The 19,744-nt window shown below is 74.3% G+C and carries 22 protein-coding genes; 12 read left to right on the top strand and 10 right to left on the bottom strand.

Annotated features, from left to right (window positions below):
• Positions 1-123: 123 nt before the first annotated feature.
• On the top strand, positions 124-348 hold the full coding sequence (locus CMN_RS05690) for a DUF3107 domain-containing protein (protein WP_012299232.1): 225 nt from the start codon (positions 124-126) through the stop codon (positions 346-348).
• Positions 349-358: 10 nt separating this feature from the next.
• Entirely contained in the window at positions 359-646 is a 288-nt protein-coding gene (locus CMN_RS05685; protein WP_015489892.1) for a hypothetical protein, read from the top strand.
• Positions 647-728: 82 nt separating this feature from the next.
• Here CMN_RS05685 and CMN_RS05680 read toward each other — a convergent pair whose 3' ends face one another.
• Entirely contained in the window at positions 729-1,448 is a 720-nt protein-coding gene (locus CMN_RS05680; RefSeq protein ID WP_227077778.1) for a ferritin-like fold-containing protein, read from the bottom strand.
• A 149-nt stretch (positions 1,449-1,597) separates the two neighbouring features.
• On the opposite strand from CMN_RS05680, the gene CMN_RS05675 reads away from it, so the two are divergent.
• On the top strand, positions 1,598-3,130 hold the full coding sequence (locus CMN_RS05675) for a DEAD/DEAH box helicase (protein ID WP_015489890.1): 1,533 nt from the start codon (positions 1,598-1,600) through the stop codon (positions 3,128-3,130).
• Between the two features lie 89 nt (positions 3,131-3,219).
• On the opposite strand, the gene CMN_RS05670 is transcribed toward CMN_RS05675, so the two are convergent.
• On the bottom strand, positions 3,220-4,095 hold the full coding sequence (locus tag CMN_RS05670) for a PHP domain-containing protein (protein WP_015489889.1): 876 nt from the start codon (positions 4,093-4,095) through the stop codon (positions 3,220-3,222).
• A gap of 92 nt (positions 4,096-4,187) precedes the next feature.
• Between CMN_RS05670 and CMN_RS05665 the strand changes: the two genes are divergently transcribed.
• Together CMN_RS05665 and CMN_RS05660 are read left to right on the top strand one after the other, a co-directional pair.
• A complete protein-coding gene (locus tag CMN_RS05665) occupies positions 4,188-5,213 on the top strand; it encodes an endonuclease/exonuclease/phosphatase family protein (protein ID WP_015489888.1) in 1,026 nt (341 codons plus the stop codon).
• Positions 5,214-5,260: 47 nt separating this feature from the next.
• On the top strand, positions 5,261-6,877 hold the full coding sequence (locus tag CMN_RS05660; RefSeq protein ID WP_015489887.1) for an aminopeptidase P family protein: 1,617 nt from the start codon (positions 5,261-5,263) through the stop codon (positions 6,875-6,877).
• A gap of 28 nt (positions 6,878-6,905) precedes the next feature.
• Here CMN_RS05660 and CMN_RS05655 read toward each other — a convergent pair whose 3' ends face one another.
• A complete protein-coding gene (locus CMN_RS05655) occupies positions 6,906-7,577 on the bottom strand; it encodes a YflT domain-containing protein (RefSeq protein WP_015489886.1) in 672 nt (223 codons plus the stop codon).
• A 58-nt stretch (positions 7,578-7,635) separates the two neighbouring features.
• On the opposite strand from CMN_RS05655, the gene CMN_RS05650 reads away from it, so the two are divergent.
• The 3 genes from CMN_RS05650 to CMN_RS05640 are packed head-to-tail and all read left to right on the top strand — an operon-like array spanning position 7,636 to position 10,682.
• Positions 7,636-8,982 carry a magnesium transporter MgtE N-terminal domain-containing protein gene (locus CMN_RS05650; RefSeq protein WP_015489885.1) on the top strand — a complete coding sequence of 449 codons (1,347 nt, stop codon included), beginning with the start codon at positions 7,636-7,638 and terminating at the stop codon, positions 8,980-8,982.
• A complete protein-coding gene (locus CMN_RS05645) occupies positions 8,966-9,517 on the top strand; it encodes a DUF1003 domain-containing protein (RefSeq protein WP_015489884.1) in 552 nt (183 codons plus the stop codon). Before CMN_RS05650 ends, CMN_RS05645 begins: the two co-directional genes overlap by 17 nt.
• Positions 9,507-10,682 carry an Mrp/NBP35 family ATP-binding protein gene (locus CMN_RS05640; protein ID WP_015489883.1) on the top strand — a complete coding sequence of 392 codons (1,176 nt, stop codon included), beginning with the start codon at positions 9,507-9,509 and terminating at the stop codon, positions 10,680-10,682. Before CMN_RS05645 ends, CMN_RS05640 begins: the two co-directional genes overlap by 11 nt.
• A gap of 99 nt (positions 10,683-10,781) precedes the next feature.
• On the opposite strand, the gene CMN_RS15425 is transcribed toward CMN_RS05640, so the two are convergent.
• Positions 10,782-10,904 (bottom strand): hypothetical protein, encoded by a 123-nt coding sequence (locus CMN_RS15425; protein ID WP_256890478.1) that lies wholly within the window; start codon positions 10,902-10,904, stop codon positions 10,782-10,784.
• 115 nt (positions 10,905-11,019) lie between these two features.
• Here CMN_RS15425 and CMN_RS05635 point away from each other — a divergent pair, with 115 nt between their 5' ends.
• Positions 11,020-11,937, top strand: coding sequence for a LysR family transcriptional regulator (locus tag CMN_RS05635; protein WP_015489881.1), 918 nt, complete (start codon positions 11,020-11,022; stop codon positions 11,935-11,937).
• 32 nt (positions 11,938-11,969) lie between these two features.
• On the opposite strand, the gene CMN_RS05630 is transcribed toward CMN_RS05635, so the two are convergent.
• A complete protein-coding gene (locus CMN_RS05630) occupies positions 11,970-12,344 on the bottom strand; it encodes a twin-arginine translocase TatA/TatE family subunit (RefSeq protein WP_012037868.1) in 375 nt (124 codons plus the stop codon).
• Positions 12,345-12,494: 150 nt separating this feature from the next.
• Here CMN_RS05630 and CMN_RS05625 point away from each other — a divergent pair, with 150 nt between their 5' ends.
• Positions 12,495-13,127 (top strand): O-methyltransferase, encoded by a 633-nt coding sequence (locus tag CMN_RS05625; RefSeq protein WP_015489880.1) that lies wholly within the window; start codon positions 12,495-12,497, stop codon positions 13,125-13,127.
• A gap of 106 nt (positions 13,128-13,233) precedes the next feature.
• On the opposite strand, the gene CMN_RS14770 is transcribed toward CMN_RS05625, so the two are convergent.
• The 3 genes from CMN_RS14770 to dapE form a co-directional block, all read right to left on the bottom strand.
• Positions 13,234-13,407 carry a DUF3117 domain-containing protein gene (locus CMN_RS14770; RefSeq protein WP_012037866.1) on the bottom strand — a complete coding sequence of 58 codons (174 nt, stop codon included), beginning with the start codon at positions 13,405-13,407 and terminating at the stop codon, positions 13,234-13,236.
• A gap of 147 nt (positions 13,408-13,554) precedes the next feature.
• A complete protein-coding gene (locus CMN_RS05620; RefSeq protein WP_015489879.1) occupies positions 13,555-14,787 on the bottom strand; it encodes a putative hexosyltransferase in 1,233 nt (410 codons plus the stop codon).
• Entirely contained in the window at positions 14,769-15,866 is a 1,098-nt protein-coding gene (gene dapE, locus CMN_RS05615) for a succinyl-diaminopimelate desuccinylase (RefSeq protein ID WP_015489878.1), read from the bottom strand. Before dapE ends, CMN_RS05620 begins: the two co-directional genes overlap by 19 nt.
• 80 nt (positions 15,867-15,946) lie before the next feature.
• Here dapE and dapD point away from each other — a divergent pair, with 80 nt between their 5' ends.
• Entirely contained in the window at positions 15,947-16,945 is a 999-nt protein-coding gene (gene dapD / locus CMN_RS05610) for a 2,3,4,5-tetrahydropyridine-2,6-dicarboxylate N-succinyltransferase (protein ID WP_015489877.1), read from the top strand.
• 36 nt (positions 16,946-16,981) lie between these two features.
• On the opposite strand, the gene CMN_RS05605 is transcribed toward dapD, so the two are convergent.
• Together CMN_RS05605 and CMN_RS05600 are read right to left on the bottom strand one after the other, a co-directional pair.
• Positions 16,982-17,818, bottom strand: coding sequence for a PP2C family protein-serine/threonine phosphatase (locus CMN_RS05605; RefSeq protein ID WP_015489876.1), 837 nt, complete (start codon positions 17,816-17,818; stop codon positions 16,982-16,984).
• Entirely contained in the window at positions 17,815-18,942 is a 1,128-nt protein-coding gene (locus CMN_RS05600) for an FHA domain-containing protein (RefSeq protein ID WP_015489875.1), read from the bottom strand. Before CMN_RS05600 ends, CMN_RS05605 begins: the two co-directional genes overlap by 4 nt.
• A gap of 229 nt (positions 18,943-19,171) precedes the next feature.
• Here CMN_RS05600 and CMN_RS05595 point away from each other — a divergent pair, with 229 nt between their 5' ends.
• The gene (locus CMN_RS05595; RefSeq protein WP_015489874.1) at positions 19,172-19,651 is read left to right on the top strand and encodes an Lrp/AsnC family transcriptional regulator; all 480 of its coding nucleotides are present in this window, start codon (positions 19,172-19,174) and stop codon (positions 19,649-19,651) included.
• Positions 19,652-19,744 lie beyond the last annotated feature (93 nt).

The raw sequence follows: 19,744 nt of genomic DNA, 5'->3' as shown, positions 1-19,744 counted from the left end.
CCGCGGAAGGGCCGCCGCCGTCCGCCCTCCCGTCCGCCCTCAGTGAACGCCGCCGGGCCGCGCATGCGGGTGCCCTAGCCTGAGGGGGCACCGTCGCATCCGACGCATCGAAAGGCACCTCCCGTGGAAATCCGTATCGGCCTCGTCAACACCGCCCGCGAGCTCTCCTTCAGCACCAAGCAGACGCCCGAGGAGGTCCAGCGGACCGTCACGGACGCCGTCCGCGACTCCTCGCCCTTCATCTCCTTCACCGACGACAAGGGCGCCACGCACCTCGCCGTCACCGCCCACCTCGCCTACGTGGAGCTCGGCAGCGCCGACGCCCCGCGCATCGGCTTCGTCCGCTAGCCCGACGCCCGTGGAGCTCCTGTTCGTCGCGCTCTTCGGCGCCCTCATCGGCCTCGTCGCACGCTACGCGCTCCCCCACCGCGCGACGCACGGCGCGCTGCTCATCCCGGCGGTCGGCACGATCGCCGCCATGGTCGCGTGGGTCGCGCTCACCTGGGCGGGCCTCCGCTGGGATCAGGGCGTCATCTGGATCGCGACGCTCGCCGTATCGGCGCTCGTCGCGGCGGGCACCGACCTGCTCCTCGGCCGTTGGCGATCCTCCGCGGACGCCCGCGACCTCGCGGCCATCGGAGGCTGACCGCACCCGCACGACATGACGCCCGGTCCCCGCAGGGGGCCGGGCGTCATGTCGTGTGCCGGGTACGGGCCGGCGACGCGCCTCAGGCCGTGAGCCCCAGCGCGTCCATCCGCCGGGTGTGCGCCGTGATGATCCCGGCGAACACGGGCTCGAGGTGCACGCGGGCGTCGTCCGGGTCCGCCAGGGACGCGCGCATCGCCGTGCCCGCGACGAGCAGCGTGTCGCCGACGAGACGGCGACCCCACATGGCGAGGCGCGAGGCGAGCAGCGGGTCACGCCGGATCCCCGCGCGCACCGCGTCGACGATGCCCTGCTGCCCGACGCCCGAGGAGAGCAGGACCACGACGCGCTGGCGCTGGTCCGACGGGAGCCCCGAGGCGAGGCGCACAAAGAAGTCGTCGAGCAGCCCGGTGGTGATGTGCGCGGAGAGCAGGCACTCGTACCAGTCGGCGCCGGCGACGGTGGCGGTGAACCGGTCGAACGCGGCGCGGTGCGGCTCCATGACGACGCTCGGGTCGCCGTCCAGCCGCTTGATCTCCGCGGCGAGCGCCTGGTGCTTGCCGAGCGCGATGCCGGCGGCCGTCGACACGGCCTCCTTGCCGGCGAGGTCGGGGGCCTCCGCGACCGCGCGGGAAAGGGTCTCGAAGGCCGTCAGCTGCAGGTACGCGACGGCGCCGAGGAAGCGGAGGGTGTCGGGCGAGAAGTCGTCCACGCTCACAGTCGTCGCCGCGGATCGCCGCTTCGCGTCGCCGCGGGACCGGACCCGGGGCGCCTCGATCGTCGTCGACCGGCGTCCGAACATCTTGAGCACGTGGCCAGTGTAAAGGGCGGCGGAGCCGGTCCCCGGGCCCCGGCCCACTAAACTCACCCGTGGTCCCTCAACGGAAGGGCCCCATCGCGCCCGCAGAGAAGCAGTCCGGGCGTGGACCGCACCGCTAGACAGGGCACAACGTGACTTTCACCGAACTGAACATCGACGAGGACATGGTGCAGGCGCTGGCCGACCACGGGATCCTCGAACCCTTCCCCATCCAGGAGCAGACCATCCCCCTGGCCCTCTCCGGCCAGGACATCATCGGCCAGGCCAAGACGGGCACCGGCAAGACCTTCGGCTTCGGCCTCCCGCTCATCCAGCGGCTCGGCCTCACCCCCGAGCCCGGCGTGCAGGCCCTCGTGGTCGTGCCGACGCGCGAGCTCGCCGTCCAGGTCACCGAGGACCTCCAGATCGCCACCGCGCACCGCGCCACCACCGTCGTCTCCATCTACGGCGGCAAGGCGTACGAGGGCCAGATCGAGCAGCTCAAGGCCGGCGCGCAGATCGTCGTCGGCACGCCGGGCCGCCTCCTCGACCTCGTGGGCCAGCGCCTGCTCTCGCTCCAGGGCGTGCGTGAGATGGTGCTCGACGAGGCCGACAAGATGCTCGACCTCGGTTTCCTCTCGGACATCGAGAAGCTGTTCGCGCAGACCCCGGCCGTGCGCCACACCATGCTGTTCTCGGCCACCATGCCGGGCCCGATCGTCGCGCTCGCCCGCCGCTTCATGACGAAGCCGATCCACATCCGCGCGACGGACCCCGACGAGGGCCTCATGCAGGCGAACATCCGCCACCTCGTCTACCGGGCGCACAACATGGACAAGGACGAGGTCATCGGCCGCATCCTCCAGGCCGAGGGCCGCGGCAAGACCGTGATCTTCACGCGCACCAAGCGCGCCGCCGCCCGCCTCGTCGAGGAGCTCAACGACCGCGGCTTCAACGCCGCCGCCGTGCACGGCGACCTCAACCAGGAGCAGCGCGAGCGCGCCATGGCCGCGTTCAAGGCCGGCAAGAAGGACATCCTCATCGCCACCGACGTGGCGGCGCGCGGCATCGACGTGCTCGACGTCACCCACGTGATCAACCACACCATCCCCGAGGACGACAAGGCGTACCTGCACCGCGTCGGCCGCACGGGCCGCGCGGGCAAGACCGGCATAGCGGTCACGTTCGTCGACTGGGACGACCTGCACAAGTGGGCGCTCATCAACCGCGCCCTCGAGTTCGGCCAGCCGGAGCCGACGGAGACGTACTCGTCCTCGCCGCACCTCTACACCGACCTCGACATCCCGGCCGGCTCCAAGGGCCGCCTCCGCGCGACCCCGACGGTCAACCCCGACGGCACCCCCCGGGAGCGTCCGGGAAGCCGCGGCACCGACTCGGGTCGCGACGGCGGACGCGGCGGGCGTGACGGCGGCCGCGGCGGCAGCCGGGACGGCGGCCGCTCCGGCGGCGGCGAGCGCTCCGGCGGTGACCGCGACCGCTCGCGCAGCCGCAGCACGTCGACCGCGTCGGCCACCGCATCCGCGGACGCGACAACGACCATCGGCAGCGAGCAGCCGAACACGGCGGGCGGCCACGACGCGCCCCACGCCGACGGCCAGACGCGTCCGCGCTCGCGCAACCGCCGCCGTCGCTCCGGCGGCGACCGCCCGACGGCGACGTCCTAGCACCCCGCGCATCGTGCACGACAGAGGGGCCGCATCCATCGGATGCGGCCCCTCTCGTGCGTCGGGTGGCGCGTCGACCGCGTCGCGGATCAGGCCGCGGGCACCGGCACGACGGGTGCCCAGCCGGTGGCGCGCTCGACGATGCGCGCGAGCACCGCGGGCTCGGTGGTGTTCTCGGCGAGCCGGTTCGGCTTGCCGGCGCCGTGGTAGTCGCTGGATCCCGTCACCTCGAGCCCGAACCGCTCCGCCAGCTCCGTGAGGCGCGCGCGCGACGCGGGCGGGTTGTCGCGGTGCCGCACCTCGACGCCGAAGAGCCCGGCGGCGACGAGCGCGCTCATGCGCGAGTCCGACAGCACGCGCTCCGGCCCGCGGGCTCCCGGGTGCGCGAGCACGGCCAGGCCGCCCGCCGCGGTGATGAGCTCGACGCCGAGGATGGGATCCGGCGCGTAGTGCGGACGGTAGTAGCCGCCCTGCCAGTGCAGGATGCTCTCGAACGCCGCCGTGCGCGTGGGCACGTGCCCGCGGGCGACGAGCGCGTCGGCGATGTGCGGCCGGCCGATGGTGCTGCCGGGCGTGGTCTGCGCGAGCACGTCCGCCCACGTGAGGTCGTAGTCGCGGGAGATGCGGCCGACCATCGCCTCGGCGCGGGTCATGCGCTCCGAGCGGACGCGCGCGGTCATGGCCGCGAGGTCCGCGTCGTCGGGATCGAAGAGGTAGGCGAGCACGTGCACGCTCGCGTACTCGAGCTGCGTGCTCATCTCCATGCCGGGGACGAGCGTGATGCCGTGCGCGAGCGCGGCTTCCGAGGCGTCGGACCAGCCGGCGGTCGAGTCGTGGTCGGTGAGCGCCACGGCCGAGAGGCCCTGCGACGCGGCCTGCGCGACGAGCTCGACGGGTGTCTCCGTGCCGTCCGAGACGGAGCTGTGCGTGTGCAGGTCGATGGGACCTGGCTGCTCCTCCGGCATCCCGCCATCCTATGCGGCGGCCCCTGGTGCCCCGGCCGGCCGGGACCCGCGGCGGCGCTCTCCCAGAGAGCCGCCATAGTGTGATGGGCGTCATGGGTCGGGTCGTCGGAGCAGCAGTCATCCTCATCACGGCCGCAGGACTCCTCGTCGTCACCTGGCCGCAGCTGCTCGGCCTGGAGCAGACGTACCTCGTCGCCCACGCCGTCGCCATCCGCGGGGGCCTCGTCGCCGCCGCGGCCGCCGTGCTCGTGCTGACCCTCGTCCTCTGCCTCGCGATCCGCCCCGGCCGCCGCCTGCTCGGCAGCATCGCCGTGCTGCTCGTGGTCTTCATCGGCGCCAACTCCGCCGTGCTCGCGACGCGCGGCCTCGGCGACACCGCCTTCCAGGAGGCGCAGGACGACGACGTCACCGTGCTGTCGTGGAACACGCTCGGCGGCGCGACGGGCGCCCGCGCGGTGGCCGACCTCGCCATCGAGTCCGGGGCCGACGTCATCACGCTCCCCGAGACGCGCGAGGAGACCGGCGCGGAGATCGCCGTCCTGATGCGCGACGCGGGCCGGCCGATGTGGGTCCGCACCGCCGCGTTCGACGACGTGGCCGCGGCCCGCTCCACCACGATCCTCATCAGCGCGGCGTACGGCGACTACCGGATGGACGAGTCGCGCGGCACCACGAGCGTGCTGCCCACGGTCGTCATGGAGCCGGTCGACGGGAACGGCCCCGTCATCATGGCCGTGCACCCCGTCTCCCCCATCCCCGAGCAGATGGACAACTGGCGCGCCGACCTCGCGTGGCTCGGCAAGCGCTGCGACGAGGGCAACGTGATCATCGCGGGCGACTTCAACGCGACGCTCGACCACATGAGCCGGTACGGCGGCACGCCCACCGAGCGCGACCAGGTCACCGACCTCGGGCAGTGCGTCGACGCGGCGCGCGCCTCGGGCAACGGCGCGGTCGGCACGTGGCCCACGGGCCTTCCCGCGCTGCTCGGCACCCCGATCGACCACATCATGGCGACGCCCGGCTGGGCCGTCACGGGCTTCCGCGTCGTCGAGGACCGCGACGGCGCCGGGAGCGACCACCGGCCGATCATCGCGCAGCTCACGCCCCTCCGCTGACGCGCCCGCCCGGGCGCCGCGCTTCATGCAGGTGGGATGATCGTCGGATGGCCGAGAACACCGACACCGCGTCCGAGACCACCCCCGCCGAGATCGCCGCCGACCCGGCAGCGCCCCTGGCGACGACCGAGACCGCGGCCCCCGTGACCTCCGCTCCCGGATCCGGCGACGCCCCCGTCCCCCGCGCCACGTCCAACCGCAGCACCACGCCCGCGAGCACCGCGTTCAGCGACTTCGTCTCCACGAACTGGGCGGACCGCGAGGAGATCGACCCGGCGGCCCGCGCGCAGGCGCCCTACGCCGCCGACCGTCGCCGCCGCCTCTCCGCGCTCCACGTCGGCACGCGCCTCGTGATCCCCGCGGGCCGCCTCAAGCAGCGCAGCAACGACACCGACTACGCGTTCCGCGCCCACTCGGCCTTCGCGCACCTCACCGGCTGGGGCGCCGACAGCGAGCCCGGCGCCGTGCTCGTGCTGGAGCCCGTGGCCGCGGGATCCGCCGCCGACGGCTCCGCGCACGACGCCACCCTGTACTTCCGCGAGCGCGCCGGCCGCGACAGCGACGAGTTCTACGCCAACGCCGAGATCGGCGAGTTCTGGATCGGCCCGCGCCCCTCGCTCCGCCAGGTGGCGGCCGACCTCGGGATCGCCACCGCGCCCCTGGCCGACGTCGACGCCGCCATCGCCGCAGGAGGGCCCGCGCGCGTGATCCGCGAGGCCGACCCCGCGATCGCCGCACGCGTGGACGAGGCCCGCGCCGCCGACACCGTGGCCGACGAGTCCGACCAGGACACCGCCGACGGCGACGCTCTCCTCGCCCGCGACGCCTCCGAGCTGCGCCTCGTCAAGGACGACTACGAGATCGCCCAGATGCGCGAGGCGGTCGACACCACCGGCCGCGGCTTCTCCGACGTGATCGCCGACATGCCCGCCGTCCTCGCGCACGCCCGCGGCGAGCGCGTCGTCGAGGGCGTCTTCAACGCGCGCGCCCGGGCCGACGGCAACGCGGTCGGCTACGACACCATCGCGGCGTCCGGCCCGCACGCCTGCATCCTGCACTGGACCCGCAACGACGGCCGCGTGGTGCCGGGCGACCTGATCCTCATCGACGCCGGCGTCGAGCTCGACAGCCTCTACACGGCCGACATCACCCGCACGCTCCCCGTCTCGGGCACGTTCACCGACGTGCAGCGCGAGGTCTACGAGGCCGTGCGCGAGGCCGCCGACGCCGCACTCGCGATCGTGCGCCCCGGGATCCGCTTCCGCGAGGTGCACGCCGCCGCGATGCAGGTCATCGCGCGGAAGGCCGCCGACTGGGGCATGCTCCCGGTCACCGCCGAGGAGGCGCTCGAGGCCGACAACCAGCACCACCGCCGCTACATGGTCCACGGCACGAGCCACCACCTCGGCCTCGACGTGCACGACTGCGCGCAGGCGCGCCGCGACATGTACATCGACGGGATCGTGGAGGCCGGCATGGTCTTCACGATCGAGCCGGGCCTGTACTTCCAGCCCGACGACCTCACCGTGCCGGAGCGCTTCCGCGGCATCGGCGTCCGCATCGAGGACGACATCCTCGTGACGCGCGACGGCGCCGAGAACCTGTCCGCGGGGATCCCACGCACGGCCGACGAGGTCGAGGCCTGGATGGCCGGGCGGGCCTGACCGCCGACGCGGGCGGGGCGCGCGGGGCTCAGGCCCCGGACGCGCCCTGCTCGCCCACGGGCCGGTCGGCCGACGTCGGAGGCGCGGTGGGCTCGGGGGCGTCGGACGCACCCGGCTCGGGTACGCGCTCCCCGTACGGGCCGACGGGCCGCGAGACGGGCGACGCGGCCGGCGGCGGCGTGGTGACCACGGGCTCGCCGTAGACCGACGTGCCGACCCCGCCGATGCCGAGCACGTTCCGCGCGCGGTGCCTCGAGTCCGGCTCGACGACCACGGAGTAGCTCGTGGCGGTGACCTGCATCACCGACGTGAAGTCCCGGCGGCGGCGCGTGATGCTGTAGCTGACGATCCCGTAGATGGCGCCGAAGCCGACGCCGATGATGACCGCGCCGACGACGAACGAGAAGTTCGGCACGGTCGAGAAGAGGAAGGTCACGAGCCCGAGGAAGAGTCCGAGCCACGCGCCGCTCGCCGCTCCCGCGACCGCGGCCCGGGCGGAGGTGAGCTTGCCGGTGACCCGCTCGACGCTCGTGAGCTCGTTGCCCACGATGCTCACCTGCGTGACCGGGAAGTCCGCCTCGGCCAGCGTGACGACGGCCTTCTGCGCCTCGTCGTACGTGTCGTAGGTGGCGACGGGCTCCCCCTTCGGCAGCTTCGGCATGCGGGCACGGGAGGAGCGTCCGAGGAGGGGGTTGGTCACGTCGTCAGTCTTCCACGGGGTGCCGGGCGGGCGCTGGGCGAGCGACTAGATTGACTCTGTGAGCGCCTCCCGAGTCTTCGTCGCCCGGCTCGCCGGGTGCAGCGTGTTCGACCCCGCAGGAGACCGCGTCGGACGCGTGCGCGACGTGCTCGTCGTCTACCGCAAGGACGATCCGCCGCGCGTCGTGGGCCTCATCGTCGAGATCCCCGGCAAGCGCCGCGTGTTCCTCTCCATCGGACGCGTCACGAGCATCGGCTCGGGGCAGATCATCACCACCGGCCTCATCAACCTGCGCCGCTTCGAGCAGCGCGGCGGCGAGGTGCGCGTCATCGCCGAGATCCTCGGTCGTCGCGTGAGCATGCGCGACGGATCCGGCACCGCCGTCATCGAGGACGTCGCCATCGAGGAGTCCGGCCAGGCCGAGTGGGAGGTGTCGCAGCTCTTCTGCCGCCGCCCGCGCACGAGCCCCTCCCCCTTCGCCAAGGGCGCCACCATCTTCGCCACGTGGGAGGAGGTCGCCGAGCTGCAGGACGACGGCGTCGCCCAGTCCGCCTCGCAGTTCCTCGCCGCCTACTCCGACCTGCTGCCCGCCGACCTCGCCAACACCCTCCTCGACCTGCCCCAGGCGCGTCGCCTGGAGGTCGCCGAGGAGCTGCCGGACGCGCGCCTCGCCGACGTGCTCGAGGAGATGCCCGAGGCCGAGCAGGTCGAGATCATGGCCACGCTCGACGACGACCGCGCGGCCGACGTGCTCGACCAGATGCAGCCCGACGACGCGGCCGACCTCATCGCGCAGCTGTCGGACGAGCGCGGCGAGACCCTCCTCGAGCTGATGCAGCCGGAGGAGGCGGACGACGTCCGCATGCTCCTCAGCTACGCGCCCGACACCGCGGGCGGCCTCATGACCACGGATCCCGTCATCGTCTCGGGAGACGCGACGGTCGCCGAGGGCCTCGCGCTCATCCGCCGCCACGAGCTCGCGCCCACGCTGGGGGCCGCCGTGTGCGTGACGCTGCCGCCGTACGAGCCGCCCACGGGCCGCTTCCTCGGCATGGTGCACTTCCAGCGGATGCTGCGCTACCCGCCGCACGAGCGCCTCGGCACCCTGCTCGACCAGGGCCTGGAACCGGTGCGCGCGGACACGAGCGCGGCCGAGGTGTCGCGCATCATGGCGAGCTACAACCTCGTATCCGTGCCTGTGGTGGACGAGAACCACCGCCTGGTCGGCGTGGTCACCATCGACGACGTGCTCGACCATCTCCTGCCAGACGACTGGCGCAGCGCCGACGCGGAACGCGAGACCCGCAAGCGGGCGACCGCCCGCTTCCACGGCACGGCAACGGCCGCCATCCCCACCGCAGGACCCTTACGAGGACGGAGGATCCCCCGTGGCACGGCAGAGTAACCGCGACGTCCGGCTGGACGCGCCCAAGGGCCTCCGTACGACCGTCCTCCCGATGCGCAACCGCGCGAGCCGCGACCGGTTCGGCCGCTTCACCGAGTCCATCGCCCGCGGCATGGGCACGCCGTGGTTCCTCGTGGGTCTCACCGCGTTCTGCGTCGCATGGATCGGCTACAACACCTACGGGCCGGACAACGCGCGCTTCGACTCCGCGGCGCTCGGCTTCACCGCGCTCACGCTGATCCTGTCGCTGCAGGCCTCCTACGCCGCGCCGCTCATCCTGCTGGCGCAGAACCGGCAGGACGACCGCGACCGCGTGCAGATCGAGCAGGACCGCCAGCGCGCCGAGCGCAACGTGGCCGACGTCGAGTACCTCGCCCGCGAGGTCGTGTCGCTCCGGCTGCAGATGAAGGACGTCGCCTCGAAGGACTTCATCCGCGCTGAGCTCCGCCAGCTCCTCGAGGAGCTCGACCGCCGCGACGACCCCGAGGGGGACGACGCCGAGGGCGAGGGCCGCCGCAGGACGCATGCCCGCTGAGGCCGCGGGCCCGGGGCCGTTGACCGCGGATGACGTGCGGCGGGCGCTCGCCCGCGTGGTGGATCCCGAGATCCGCCGACCCATTACCGAGCTCGACATGGTCTCCGACGTCCGCATCGCGGACGGCGGCGTGGCGCACGTGGACATCGCGCTGACGATCGTCGGCTGCCCGGCCGCGACGTCGATCGAGCGGGACGTGCGCGAGACCGTCGACGCCGTCCCCGGCGTCGCGCGGCTCGAGCTCACGGTCGGCGTGATGAGCCCCGAGCGGCGCCGCGCGCTCACCGAGCGGCTGCGGGGTCCGGCCGCCCAGCGTGGCATCCCCTTCGGCCCGGACAGCCTCACGCGCGTGTACGCGGTGACGAGCGGCAAGGGCGGCGTCGGCAAGTCCACGCTCACGGCCAACCTCGCGGTCGCGCTCGCGGCGAAGGGCCTCGCGGTGGGCCTCGTCGACGCGGACGTGCACGGCTTCTCGATCCCGGGGATCCTCGGCCTGGTGGGCCCCGGCGGACGCACGGCCCAGCCCACGCGCGTCGGGGACATGATCCTGCCGCCCGTCGCGCACGGCGTGAAGGTCATCTCCATCGGCATGTTCCTCGATCCCGACGCCACGGGCGGCACGGCCGTGTCCTGGCGCGGGCCCATGCTGCACCGCACCATCCAGCAGTTCCTCACCGACGTCTTCTTCGGCGACCTCGACGTGCTGCTGCTCGACCTGCCGCCGGGCACGGGCGACGTCGCGATCACGGTGGGCCAGCTGCTGCCGCACGCCGAGGTGCTCGTCGTCACGACGCCGCAGCCGGCCGCCGCCGACGTGGCCGAGCGCAGCGGCCTGGTCGCGCGGCAGACGGGCCAGCGCGTCGCCGGCGTCGTCGAGAACATGGCCGGGTTCGCCCAGCCCGACGGATCCGTGCTCGAGCTCTTCGGCGCGGGCGGCGGCGCGGAGGTCGCGCGTCGGCTGTCCGCGGGGCAGGACGAGGAGGTGCCGCTCCTCGCGAGCGTGCCGCTCAGCATGTCGCTCCGCGAGGGCGGCGACGCCGGGGCGCCGCTCGTGCTGGCCGAGCCCGAGGATCCCGCCGCGGTGCAGATCCTGCGCGTCGCGGACCACCTGGCCTCGCGCGGCCGGGGTCTCGCCGGCCGGCGGCTCGGGCTGTCCGTCTCCTAGGCGCGGGGTACGCGTCGCGCTCGAAGACGACCCCGTGACGCACAAGGAGGACGGCAGCCCGCGGGCTGCCGTCCTCCTCGCGCGTGGTGCGCGTGCTGCCTAGACGTGGCTGCGGTGCGTGCGCGTGGGCATCGCGCGGTATCCGTCGCGCGCGGTGACGACGACGGTGCCGGCGATGGCGGAGACGGAGAGGGCGGCGATGGCGATGAGGAAGACGGTCATGGTGGTGCTCCTGCGGGAAGGCGGATGGCGGCGCATTCCGCCGCACCTCCATGCGACCACCGCAGAACGTTCAGGACAAGCTCATTGTCCTTGCCTGGCTGTGTAACCTAACTACATGGACATCCGCCGCCTGGAGCTCCTGCGCGAACTCGCCGACCGCGGCAGCGTGGGCGCCGTCGCCCGCGCCGCCGGCCGCACCCCCTCCGCCGTCTCGCAGCAGCTCAAGGTGCTCGAGCGCGAGGCCGGCGTGCCGCTCACCGAGCGCTCCGGGCGCGGGATCGTGCTGACCGACGCGGGCCGCGCGCTCGCCCGCACGGCGACCGACATCGCCGTGGCCGTGGCCCGCGCCGAGGCACTGTGGGAGGACTTCCGCCACCAGCCGTCCGGCGAGGTCACGCTCGCGACGTTCCCCACCGCGGCCCAGATGCTGCTGCCCGGCCTCCTCGACCGCGTCGCCGGGATCCCCGACCTCACGCTGCGCGCCAGCGACCGGGATCCGACCTCCGCCGCGTTCGCGGACCTGACCGCCGACTTCGACGTCGTCATCGCCCACTCGCTCGCGGGCGCGGGCACCTGGCGCGGGCTCGGCCTCGTGATCGTGCCGCTCATGGTGGAGCCGCTCGACGTCGCCATGCCCGCGGACCACCGCCTCGCCGGCCGGGCCTCGGTGAGCCCCGCGGACCTCAGCGGCGAGCCGTGGATCGGCGTGCCGCAGGGACTCCCCTTCGACCGGATCCTCCTCGACATCGAGCAGGCCGTGGGCGCGCCGGCGCGCGTCGTCCAGCGCTTCAGCGACACGCGCATCACGGAGTCGCTCGTCGCGTCCGGGCACGGGATCGCGCTGCTGCCCCGCTACACGGCGGGCGAGCACGACGGCGTCGTGGTCAAGCGGCTGTCGGGGGTCGCGTCGAAGCGGCACCTGCACGTGCTGCTCCGCCCGGATCGCGCGGAGCGGCCGTCGGTGCGGGCGGTGGTGGACGCCCTCCGCGAGGAGGCGAAGGCGGTGGACGCGCGCTTCAGCGGGAACGGGTGAGGGGCTGGCGGGTCGCGGTGAGGCGACGCGCCTCAGGTGGCCTCTGCGTCGAACGGCGCGGGCTGCGCGGACGCGGCGGCCGCCTCCCGCTCCAGCCGCTGCCGGCGGGCGATGGTGGTCTCGACGGGCACGCGCGGCTTGGTGACGACAGGCTCGTCCTCGAACAGCGCCTCCTTGATGATGCGGCGCGGGTCGTACTGGCGCGGGTCGAGCTTCTTCCAGTCGACCTCGTCGAACTCCGGCCCCAGCTCGTCGCGCATGCGCTCCCGGGCGCCGGTGGCCATGCGCCGCGCGGCCTTCACCAGGTCGGCGAGCTTCTGGGTATAGACCGGCAGCCGCTCGGGGCCGAGCAGGAACACGGCGATGATGCCGATGAGCATCAGCTTCTCGAACGTCAGGCCGAACATGATCACAGGCTAGCCGGTCGCGGTGCGATCTCCGCCCGACCGCATGGTCCGGTCAGCGGAGGGCCCGCATCGGATCCGCACCGGACACCGCCCGGTCGGACGGGTGCCCCCGGGCCGATACCCTGGGGACCCGGAAGAGGGAGGTGCCGCGTGTCCGACCAGGAGACCGGGTGGAAGTTCGCCGAGGACGTCGTCGTGGAGGACGAGCACATCGCCCTGGCGCGCCAGCACTCCCGCGAGCTCGGCATCGAGGCCGTCTCCCCCGCCGTCGGCGCGCAGCTCTCGCTCCTGGCCGCGGCCACGCGCGCCACCAGCGTCATCGAGATCGGCACGGGCGCCGGCGTCTCGGGCCTCTGCATCTTCCGCGGCGCGCCGCGCGCCGTGCTCACCAGCATCGACGTCGAGTTCGACCACCAGCAGGCCGCGCGCGAGATCCTCGCGGACGCCGAGGTGCCCGCCAACCGCGTGCGCCTCATCACGGGTCGCGCGCTCGACGTGCTGCCGCGGATGAGCGACACGAGCTACGACCTGGTGCTCGTGGACGCGGATCCCGCCCAGGTCATCGAGTACGTCGAGCACGGCCTGCGCCTCGCGCGCACCGGCGGGCTCGTGCTCGTGCCGCACGCCCTATGGCGAGGACGGGTGCAGAATCCCGCGGCGCGCGACGCGCAGACGGCGGCGTTCCGCACGCTCGTGCAGGAGACCGCGGGATCCGGCGCCGTCGTCGCGTCGCTCTCGCCCGCGGGCGACGGCCTGCTGCAGATCGCCAAGACCGGGCGCTGACCGCCGCGGCGCGCCCGTCGCACGAGCCCCGGACGGGCACCCCCGCAGACAGCACCGCCCGCCCCGTCGTCGACGGGGCGGGCGGTGGCGCGTGGTGCGGTCTCGACTAGCTCGCGCTGGTCACCGCGGCGAGGGCGTCGTGAAGCTCCTTCGCTTCGGCGTCGTTGACGGAGACGACGAGTCGTCCGCCTCCCTCCAAGGGCACGCGCACGATGATGAGCCTGCCCTCCTTCACGGCCTCCATCGGTCCGTCGCCGGTCCTGGGCTTCATGGCTGCCATTCGGCTCCCCTTTCGTGGATGTGCATCCATTATCCCGCATGGACACGCCCCCCGATGAACGCGCGGCTCCGTGCTACGCCCCGCGCGCCCCCGTCCGGCGGTGGAGGGGGCGCGGCCGGGACGCCATCCGACGTCGCGGGGTCGGGGTCACGGCGGCGTCCAGTCGCCCGCCGTCGCCCGCCAGAGGACGTCGATCCAGATCCACTGGCCCACGAACATGGCGACGACGACGGCGACGCGGTACGCGCGCGAGCGGGGCACGGCGAGCGGCCCGGCCAGCGGGATCATGGGCAGCAGGAGGCGGAAGACGCTCGACTGCGGGAAGAAGACCGCGAAGAGGTAGATGCCGTAGGACGCGATCCAGATGCGGAGGTCAGGGCCGAGCGCGCGCACCGAGGGGAGGAACAGGATCAGGACGAAGGCCGCCACGACGAGGAGCACGGCGATCGCGCCGGCGACCCCGCCGATCCAGAAGTCGCCGGCGTCGAACCACGCCTCAAAGGGCACGAGGTGCCGGTAGCCGACGTACGCGGCGCGCCAGGAGAGCTCCGTGTCGGTGTAGGCCGTGAACGAGCCCGTGCGGATCCAGGCGACGACCGGCCATGCGGCACCGGCGGCGACGGACGCGGTCGTCGCCAGCACGAGCCGGGCGCGCTCGGCCGTCGGGAACGGATCGCGGCGCGCTGTCGCGACGCGGTGCGCGCCATGCAGGACCAGCGCGAGCGCGAAGGCGAGGCCGAGGGGACGCGTGAACGCCATGACCACCACGACGGGCGCGAGGAGCACGTAGCGCCGCTCGACCAGGAGCAGCAGGGCCGTGAGGAGCAGGAGCGTCTGCAGGCTCTCGGCGTACGCGATCTGGAAGAGCGGCGACACCGGGCCCACGCAGACGATGACCACCGCGGTGAGGGTGGACGACGGCGAGAGGAAGCGCGACAGCAGGCGGTGCAGCACGAGCACCGCGCCGCCGCCCGCGAGCACCGAGACCGTGACGGCGGCCACGTCGAAGGGCGCGCCCGTGGCGTCCTGGATGGCGCGCACGATCGCCGGGTAGACCGGGAGGAAGGCCCACGGGTTCGACTGCACGTGGCCCGCGGCGTCGACGGGGAGGACGGTCGGGTAGCCGAAGGTCGCGATGTCGCGGTACCAGCCGGCGTCCCAGAAGGTGGCGTACTGCAGGTAGGAGGGCGACGCGGGGGCCCACGGGGTGCGGATCTGGCTCCGGGCCGAGACGAGCATGAGCACGGTGGTGAGGACACGGCTCAGGGCGTAGACGCCGAGGACCGCCGCCCACCAGGGCAGGCGGCCGACGGTTCGGGCGCCAGGCAGGTCGCGCCGCGCCGAGCGCCCGACCGACCGGGTCAGCGCGCCGTCAGCCACGCCCGGAGGCCGCGCTCGCACGACGTGATCTGGGCGACGTCCACGCGCTCGTCGTCGTGGTGGGCGAGCAGCGGATCCCCGGGGCCGTAGTTCACGGCCGGCACGCCCAGCGCGCTGAAGCGGGCGACGTCGGTCCAGCCGTACTTGGGGCGCGCCTCGCCGCCGACCGCCGCGAGGAAGGGCTGCGCGATCTCCGCGTCGAGGCCGGGTCGGGCGCCCTCCGCGAGGTCCACGACCGTGACCTCGAATCCGGGGAACAGGCTCGTGACGTGCTCCACGGCCTCGGCGCCGGATCGACTCGGGGCGAAGCGGTAGTTGACGTGCACCATGGCCTCGTCGGGGATGACGTTGCCCGCGATGCCGCCGGAGACGCCCACGGCGTTGAGGCCCTCGCGGTACACGAGCCCGTCGACCTCGACCTCGCGCGCCTCGTACGCGGCGAGGGTGTCGAGCACGGGGGCGATGCGGTGGATCGCGTTCTCGCCCACCCAGGAGCGGGCCGAGTGCGAGCGCTTCCCGAACGCCCGCACCTCGACGCGGAGGTTGCCGTTGCAGCCGCCCTCGATCTCCGCCCGGGTCGGCTCGCCGAGGATCGCGAAGTCGCCCTCGAGCAGGTCGGGCCGGGTGCGGGCGAGGCGGCCGAGCCCGTTGAGGCTGTCGGAGACCTCCTCGTGGTCGTACCAGATCCAGGTGATGTCGTAGGCGGGATCCACGAGCTCGGCGGCCAGCACGAGCTGCACGGCGACGCCCGCCTTCATGTCGACCGTGCCGCGGCCCCAGAGGTACTCGACGCCGCCCTCGTGCTCGGTGCGCGTGGGGAGGTTGCGGTTGAGCGGCACGGTGTCGATGTGTCCGGCGATGACGACGCGACGGTCGCGGCCGAGGTGGGTGCGGGCGACGACCGCGTCGCCGTCGCGCTCGAGCTGGAGGTGCGCGCACCCGGCGAGCGCCCGCTCGATGGCGTCGGCCAGGCCGGCCTCGTCGCCGGACACCGACTCGATGTCGCAGATCGCGCGGGTGACCTCCACGCTCCCCGCGGTGAGGTCCAGCTCGGGCACGGGAGGCATCTCGGTCGGCATGCGAGACATCCTAGGTCGGTGCCCGGGCGCGGTCCTGGGGAGGGACCGGGACGGGCCACGGCCATCGGTACGCTGGCCGCATGGCCTCCCCCGCTTCGCCCCCGTCCGCCGCGCCCGCCTCCTCCCCCGCCACCGGATCCGCCTGGGGCTACGGGCTCGCGACCGTCGCCTCGAACGGCACCGTCCTCGACACCTGGTTCCCCGCGCCCGAGCTCGGGCCGCTGCCGGCCGGCCGCGACCGCTGGATCGCGCCGGCCTGGATCGAGGAGCTCGCCGTGGCCGACCCGCGCCGGGGCGTGACGGTCGACATCGTCACCGTCGAGGTCGACCTGCAGGCGCCGCCCGCGTCCACGCCCGACGCCTACCTGCGGCTGCACCTGCTCAGCCACCTGCTCGTGGCGCCGAACACGCTGAACCTCGACGGGATCTTCGGCCAGCTCCCCATCGTCGTCTGGACCAACGCCGGGCCCGTGCACCCCGACGACTTCGACCGGCTGCGGCCGTCGCTCCAGCGGGCGGGCATCGCCGCGCACGGGGTGGACAAGTTCCCCCGCCTGCTCGACTACGTCACGCCGGACCGCGTGCGCATCGCCGACGCCTCGCGCGTGCGCCTCGGAGCCCACCTCGCGCCCGGCACCACCGTCATGCACGAGGGCTTCGTCAACTTCAACGCCGGCACTCTCGGCTCCTCCATGGTCGAGGGCCGGATCACGCAGGGCGTCGTCGTGGGCGACGGCTCGGACGTCGGCGGCGGCGCCTCCATCATGGGCACGCTCTCGGGCGGCGGCACGCAGCGCGTCGTCATCGGCGAGCGGGCGCTCCTCGGGGCGAACTCGGGCGTCGGAATCTCCATCGGCGACGACAGCGTCGTGGAGGCGGGCCTCTACGTGACGGCCGGCACCAAGGTCCGGCTCGCGGGCGAGGCGCCGGGCCCGGACGGGACCGTGCCGCAGGTGAAGGCCGTCGAGCTCTCCGGCCGGCCCGGGATCCTGTTCCGCCGCAACTCGCTCACGGGCGCCGTGGAGGCGGTCCCGCGGCGTGGCGGCGGGTCGATCCTCAACGACGCGCTGCACGCGTAGCGCGGGCCGCGACAGCCGGGCTGCCCGGCACACGGGTCAGCGGCGCAGGCCGCGGCGGCGGGCCGGCTCGGGCGTGTCGGCGGCGGGGTCGATCCGCAGCACGTCGACCACGACGGCCGTGACGTTGTCGCGTCCGCCGTTCTCCAGCGCGTGCACCACGAGGTCGCGCACGGCCGTCGCCGCGTCGTCGGCGCGCAGCAGGTGCCCGCGGATCTCCGCGTCGGCCAGCTCCTTGGTCAGGCCGTCGGAGCAGACCAGCAGCCGCAGCCGCGCGGTGACGGGCAGCAGCCAGTAGTCCGCCTCGGCCGCGTCGCCCACGCCGACCGCCCGCGTGATGATGTTCCCGTCCGGGTGCCGGTCGGCCTGCGCGCGCGTGATGCGGCCGGCGTCCACCATCTCCTGCACGACGGAGTGGTCGACGGTCACCTGCTCGAGCACGTCGCCGCGCAGCTGGTAGACCCGCGAGTCGCCGACGTTGAAGACGGCCCAGTAGGGACGGTCGGACACCAGGGTGAGACACGCGCCCGTGACGGTCGTGCCCGCGTGCAGCTCGAGGTCCCCGGTCTCCTCGCGGATGTCGCCGACGGCCAGGTCGAGCGCCGGCTCCACGCCCTCGGGATCCGCGAAACCGGACCCGGCGCGCTCCTGCTCCTCGGCGAGGCGGCGGATGACGGCGTCGCTGGCCACGTCGCCGGCGGCGTGCCCGCCCATGCCGTCCGCCACCGCGAAGTACGGGACGGCCGCGAGCACGCTGTCCTCGTTGTGGGCGCGGCGGAGGCCGCGGTCGGTCATGGACGCCCAGCCGAGCACGAGCGTGCGGCCGTCGGGCAGGGCGAGGGAGGTCTCGGCGACGTCCGCTCCGATGGCGGTCATCGGGCGGACAGGATCTCGAGGACGACGCCGTCGCCGATGTCGATGCGCGTGCCGGGCACGACCACGAGCGACTCCCCCGGCCGGAGCGCGAGGCGCTCGGCACCGGGGACGAGCACCACGGTGCCGTTCGTGGAGTCGAGGTCGGTCACGACGACGACGCCGGAGTCCTGCCGGAGCCCGAGGTGCGTGCCGGAGATCTCGCCGAGCGGGGAGGGCACGGTCACCAGCCGCGGTGCGACGCCCCGGACCACGCGCGGCGGTCGGGGGCGGCGGCCGACGATGGCGGGCGCGTCGAGCGGGATCCGGTCGGGGGCGTCCGCGTCGACGTGCGGCACGCCGTCGCGCCGGACGCGGAAGGCGTGGACGACGCGCGGGGCGGCCTCCTCCTCGTCCGCGGGTGGCACGGCCGGCATCGCGACGGTGGGCTCGCCGGCGGATCCGGCGCGGGCGGCGGCGTCCTCGCGGGCGTAGGGTCCTCCCGACCCGCTGCGCGGATCCGCCGGCCCGTCGAGGACGGTGGCGACGAGGCCGGGATCGACCGGCGGCGGGGAGGCGCGACGCGCGGCGTCGGCGTCGGCGTCGGCGTCGGCGCGACGGTGCGGCTCTGCGCCGGTGGGGTCGTCGGATCGCGCGTCGTGGAGGCGCCAGCGCACGGCGTCGGCGGCGACGACGCCCGCCGTGAGCGGCAGGCCGTCCGTCCGGCTCGCGGTCGTGCTCGCCTCGGCGTCCGCCCGCCCGGTCCGGTACGCCCGCACCCGGTCGAGCGTGGCCAGGTAGAAGGGCTGGGCCTGCCGCGCGTCCACCCGTCGGGGACCCGCGGCCCCGTCGACGTCGGCGTCCACGACGGCGTCGCCCCGCAGCACCACCTGGAGGCGTGCGCCCTCCGGTCCCGCGGCCTCGTGCACGAGCACGGCGAAGGACGCGACCTCGTCGGCGCCCCGCAGGGGCAGCGCCGCGACGAGCGCCTCCGCCGTGACGGCCGGATCCGCGACCGCGCGCCAGAGGCCGTCGACGACCGACGTCGGAGCACCCGCGGGCAGGAGCACGACGGCGTGGGACGTCACGACCGCGATGCCGGCCGATCCCGCGTCGGCGGGAGAGGAACGGTGGGAGCCCTCGCTCACGTCATCGGCTCCATCGAGGGTCGGCGCCCGGTCGGGCGGTCGGCGCCGGGCCTCGGGCGGCCGGACGCGCTGACAGGGATCCTATCGCGCGGGCGCGCCGCGCCCGAGGGCTGCGCCGTCCGACGGACAGCGGCCCGCTGCGGACCCGGGAGGGGCATCCGGCCCGTCGGGGTGCCGTGTCGCCGCGGATCCGGTTGCCCGGCCTCCGCCGGACTGCCATGCTCGGGGGATGAGCACGCCGCAGCGCCCCTCCGCCCGCGGGCTCCCCATCGACGCCATCTCCCGCTCCATCGTCGACCAGCTGCGGGAGGACGGGCGCCGGTCGTACGCCGAGATCGGCAAGGCCGTGGGCCTCAGCGAGGCCGCCGTCCGGCAGCGCGTGCAGAAGCTCACCGACGCGGGCGTGATCCGCATCGTCGCGCTCACCGACCCGCAGCAGCTCGGCCTCACCCGCCAGGCCATGATCGGCGTCACCGTGAGCGGCGACGTGCGCGTGGTCGCCGACGCCCTCGCGGACATCCCGGCGGTCGACTACGTCGTGATGACGGCCGGCACGTTCGACCTGCTCGCCGAGGTGGTCTGCGAGGACGACGAGGAGCTCGTCGAGCTGCTCAACGCCCGGATCCGGGCGCTGGACGGCGTCGTGAGCACGGAGACGTTCGTCTACCTGAAGGTCCACACGCAGGACGGGCACGGGCGCTCGCGGTGACGGCGGCGCGCTCCTCCGCCTCCTCCCCTGACGGCGCCTCCCGCCGCCCCTCCCCCGACCCGGCGGGCGCCGGCGCGATCCGCGCGGACGGCC

Origin of the sequence: Clavibacter nebraskensis NCPPB 2581, from assembly GCF_000355695.1 — a bacterium.
GTDB classification, from domain to species: domain Bacteria; phylum Actinomycetota; class Actinomycetes; order Actinomycetales; family Microbacteriaceae; genus Clavibacter; species Clavibacter nebraskensis.
Note: the sequence above shows the minus strand (reverse complement) of the source record. Positions and strands in the feature narration are given on the sequence as shown.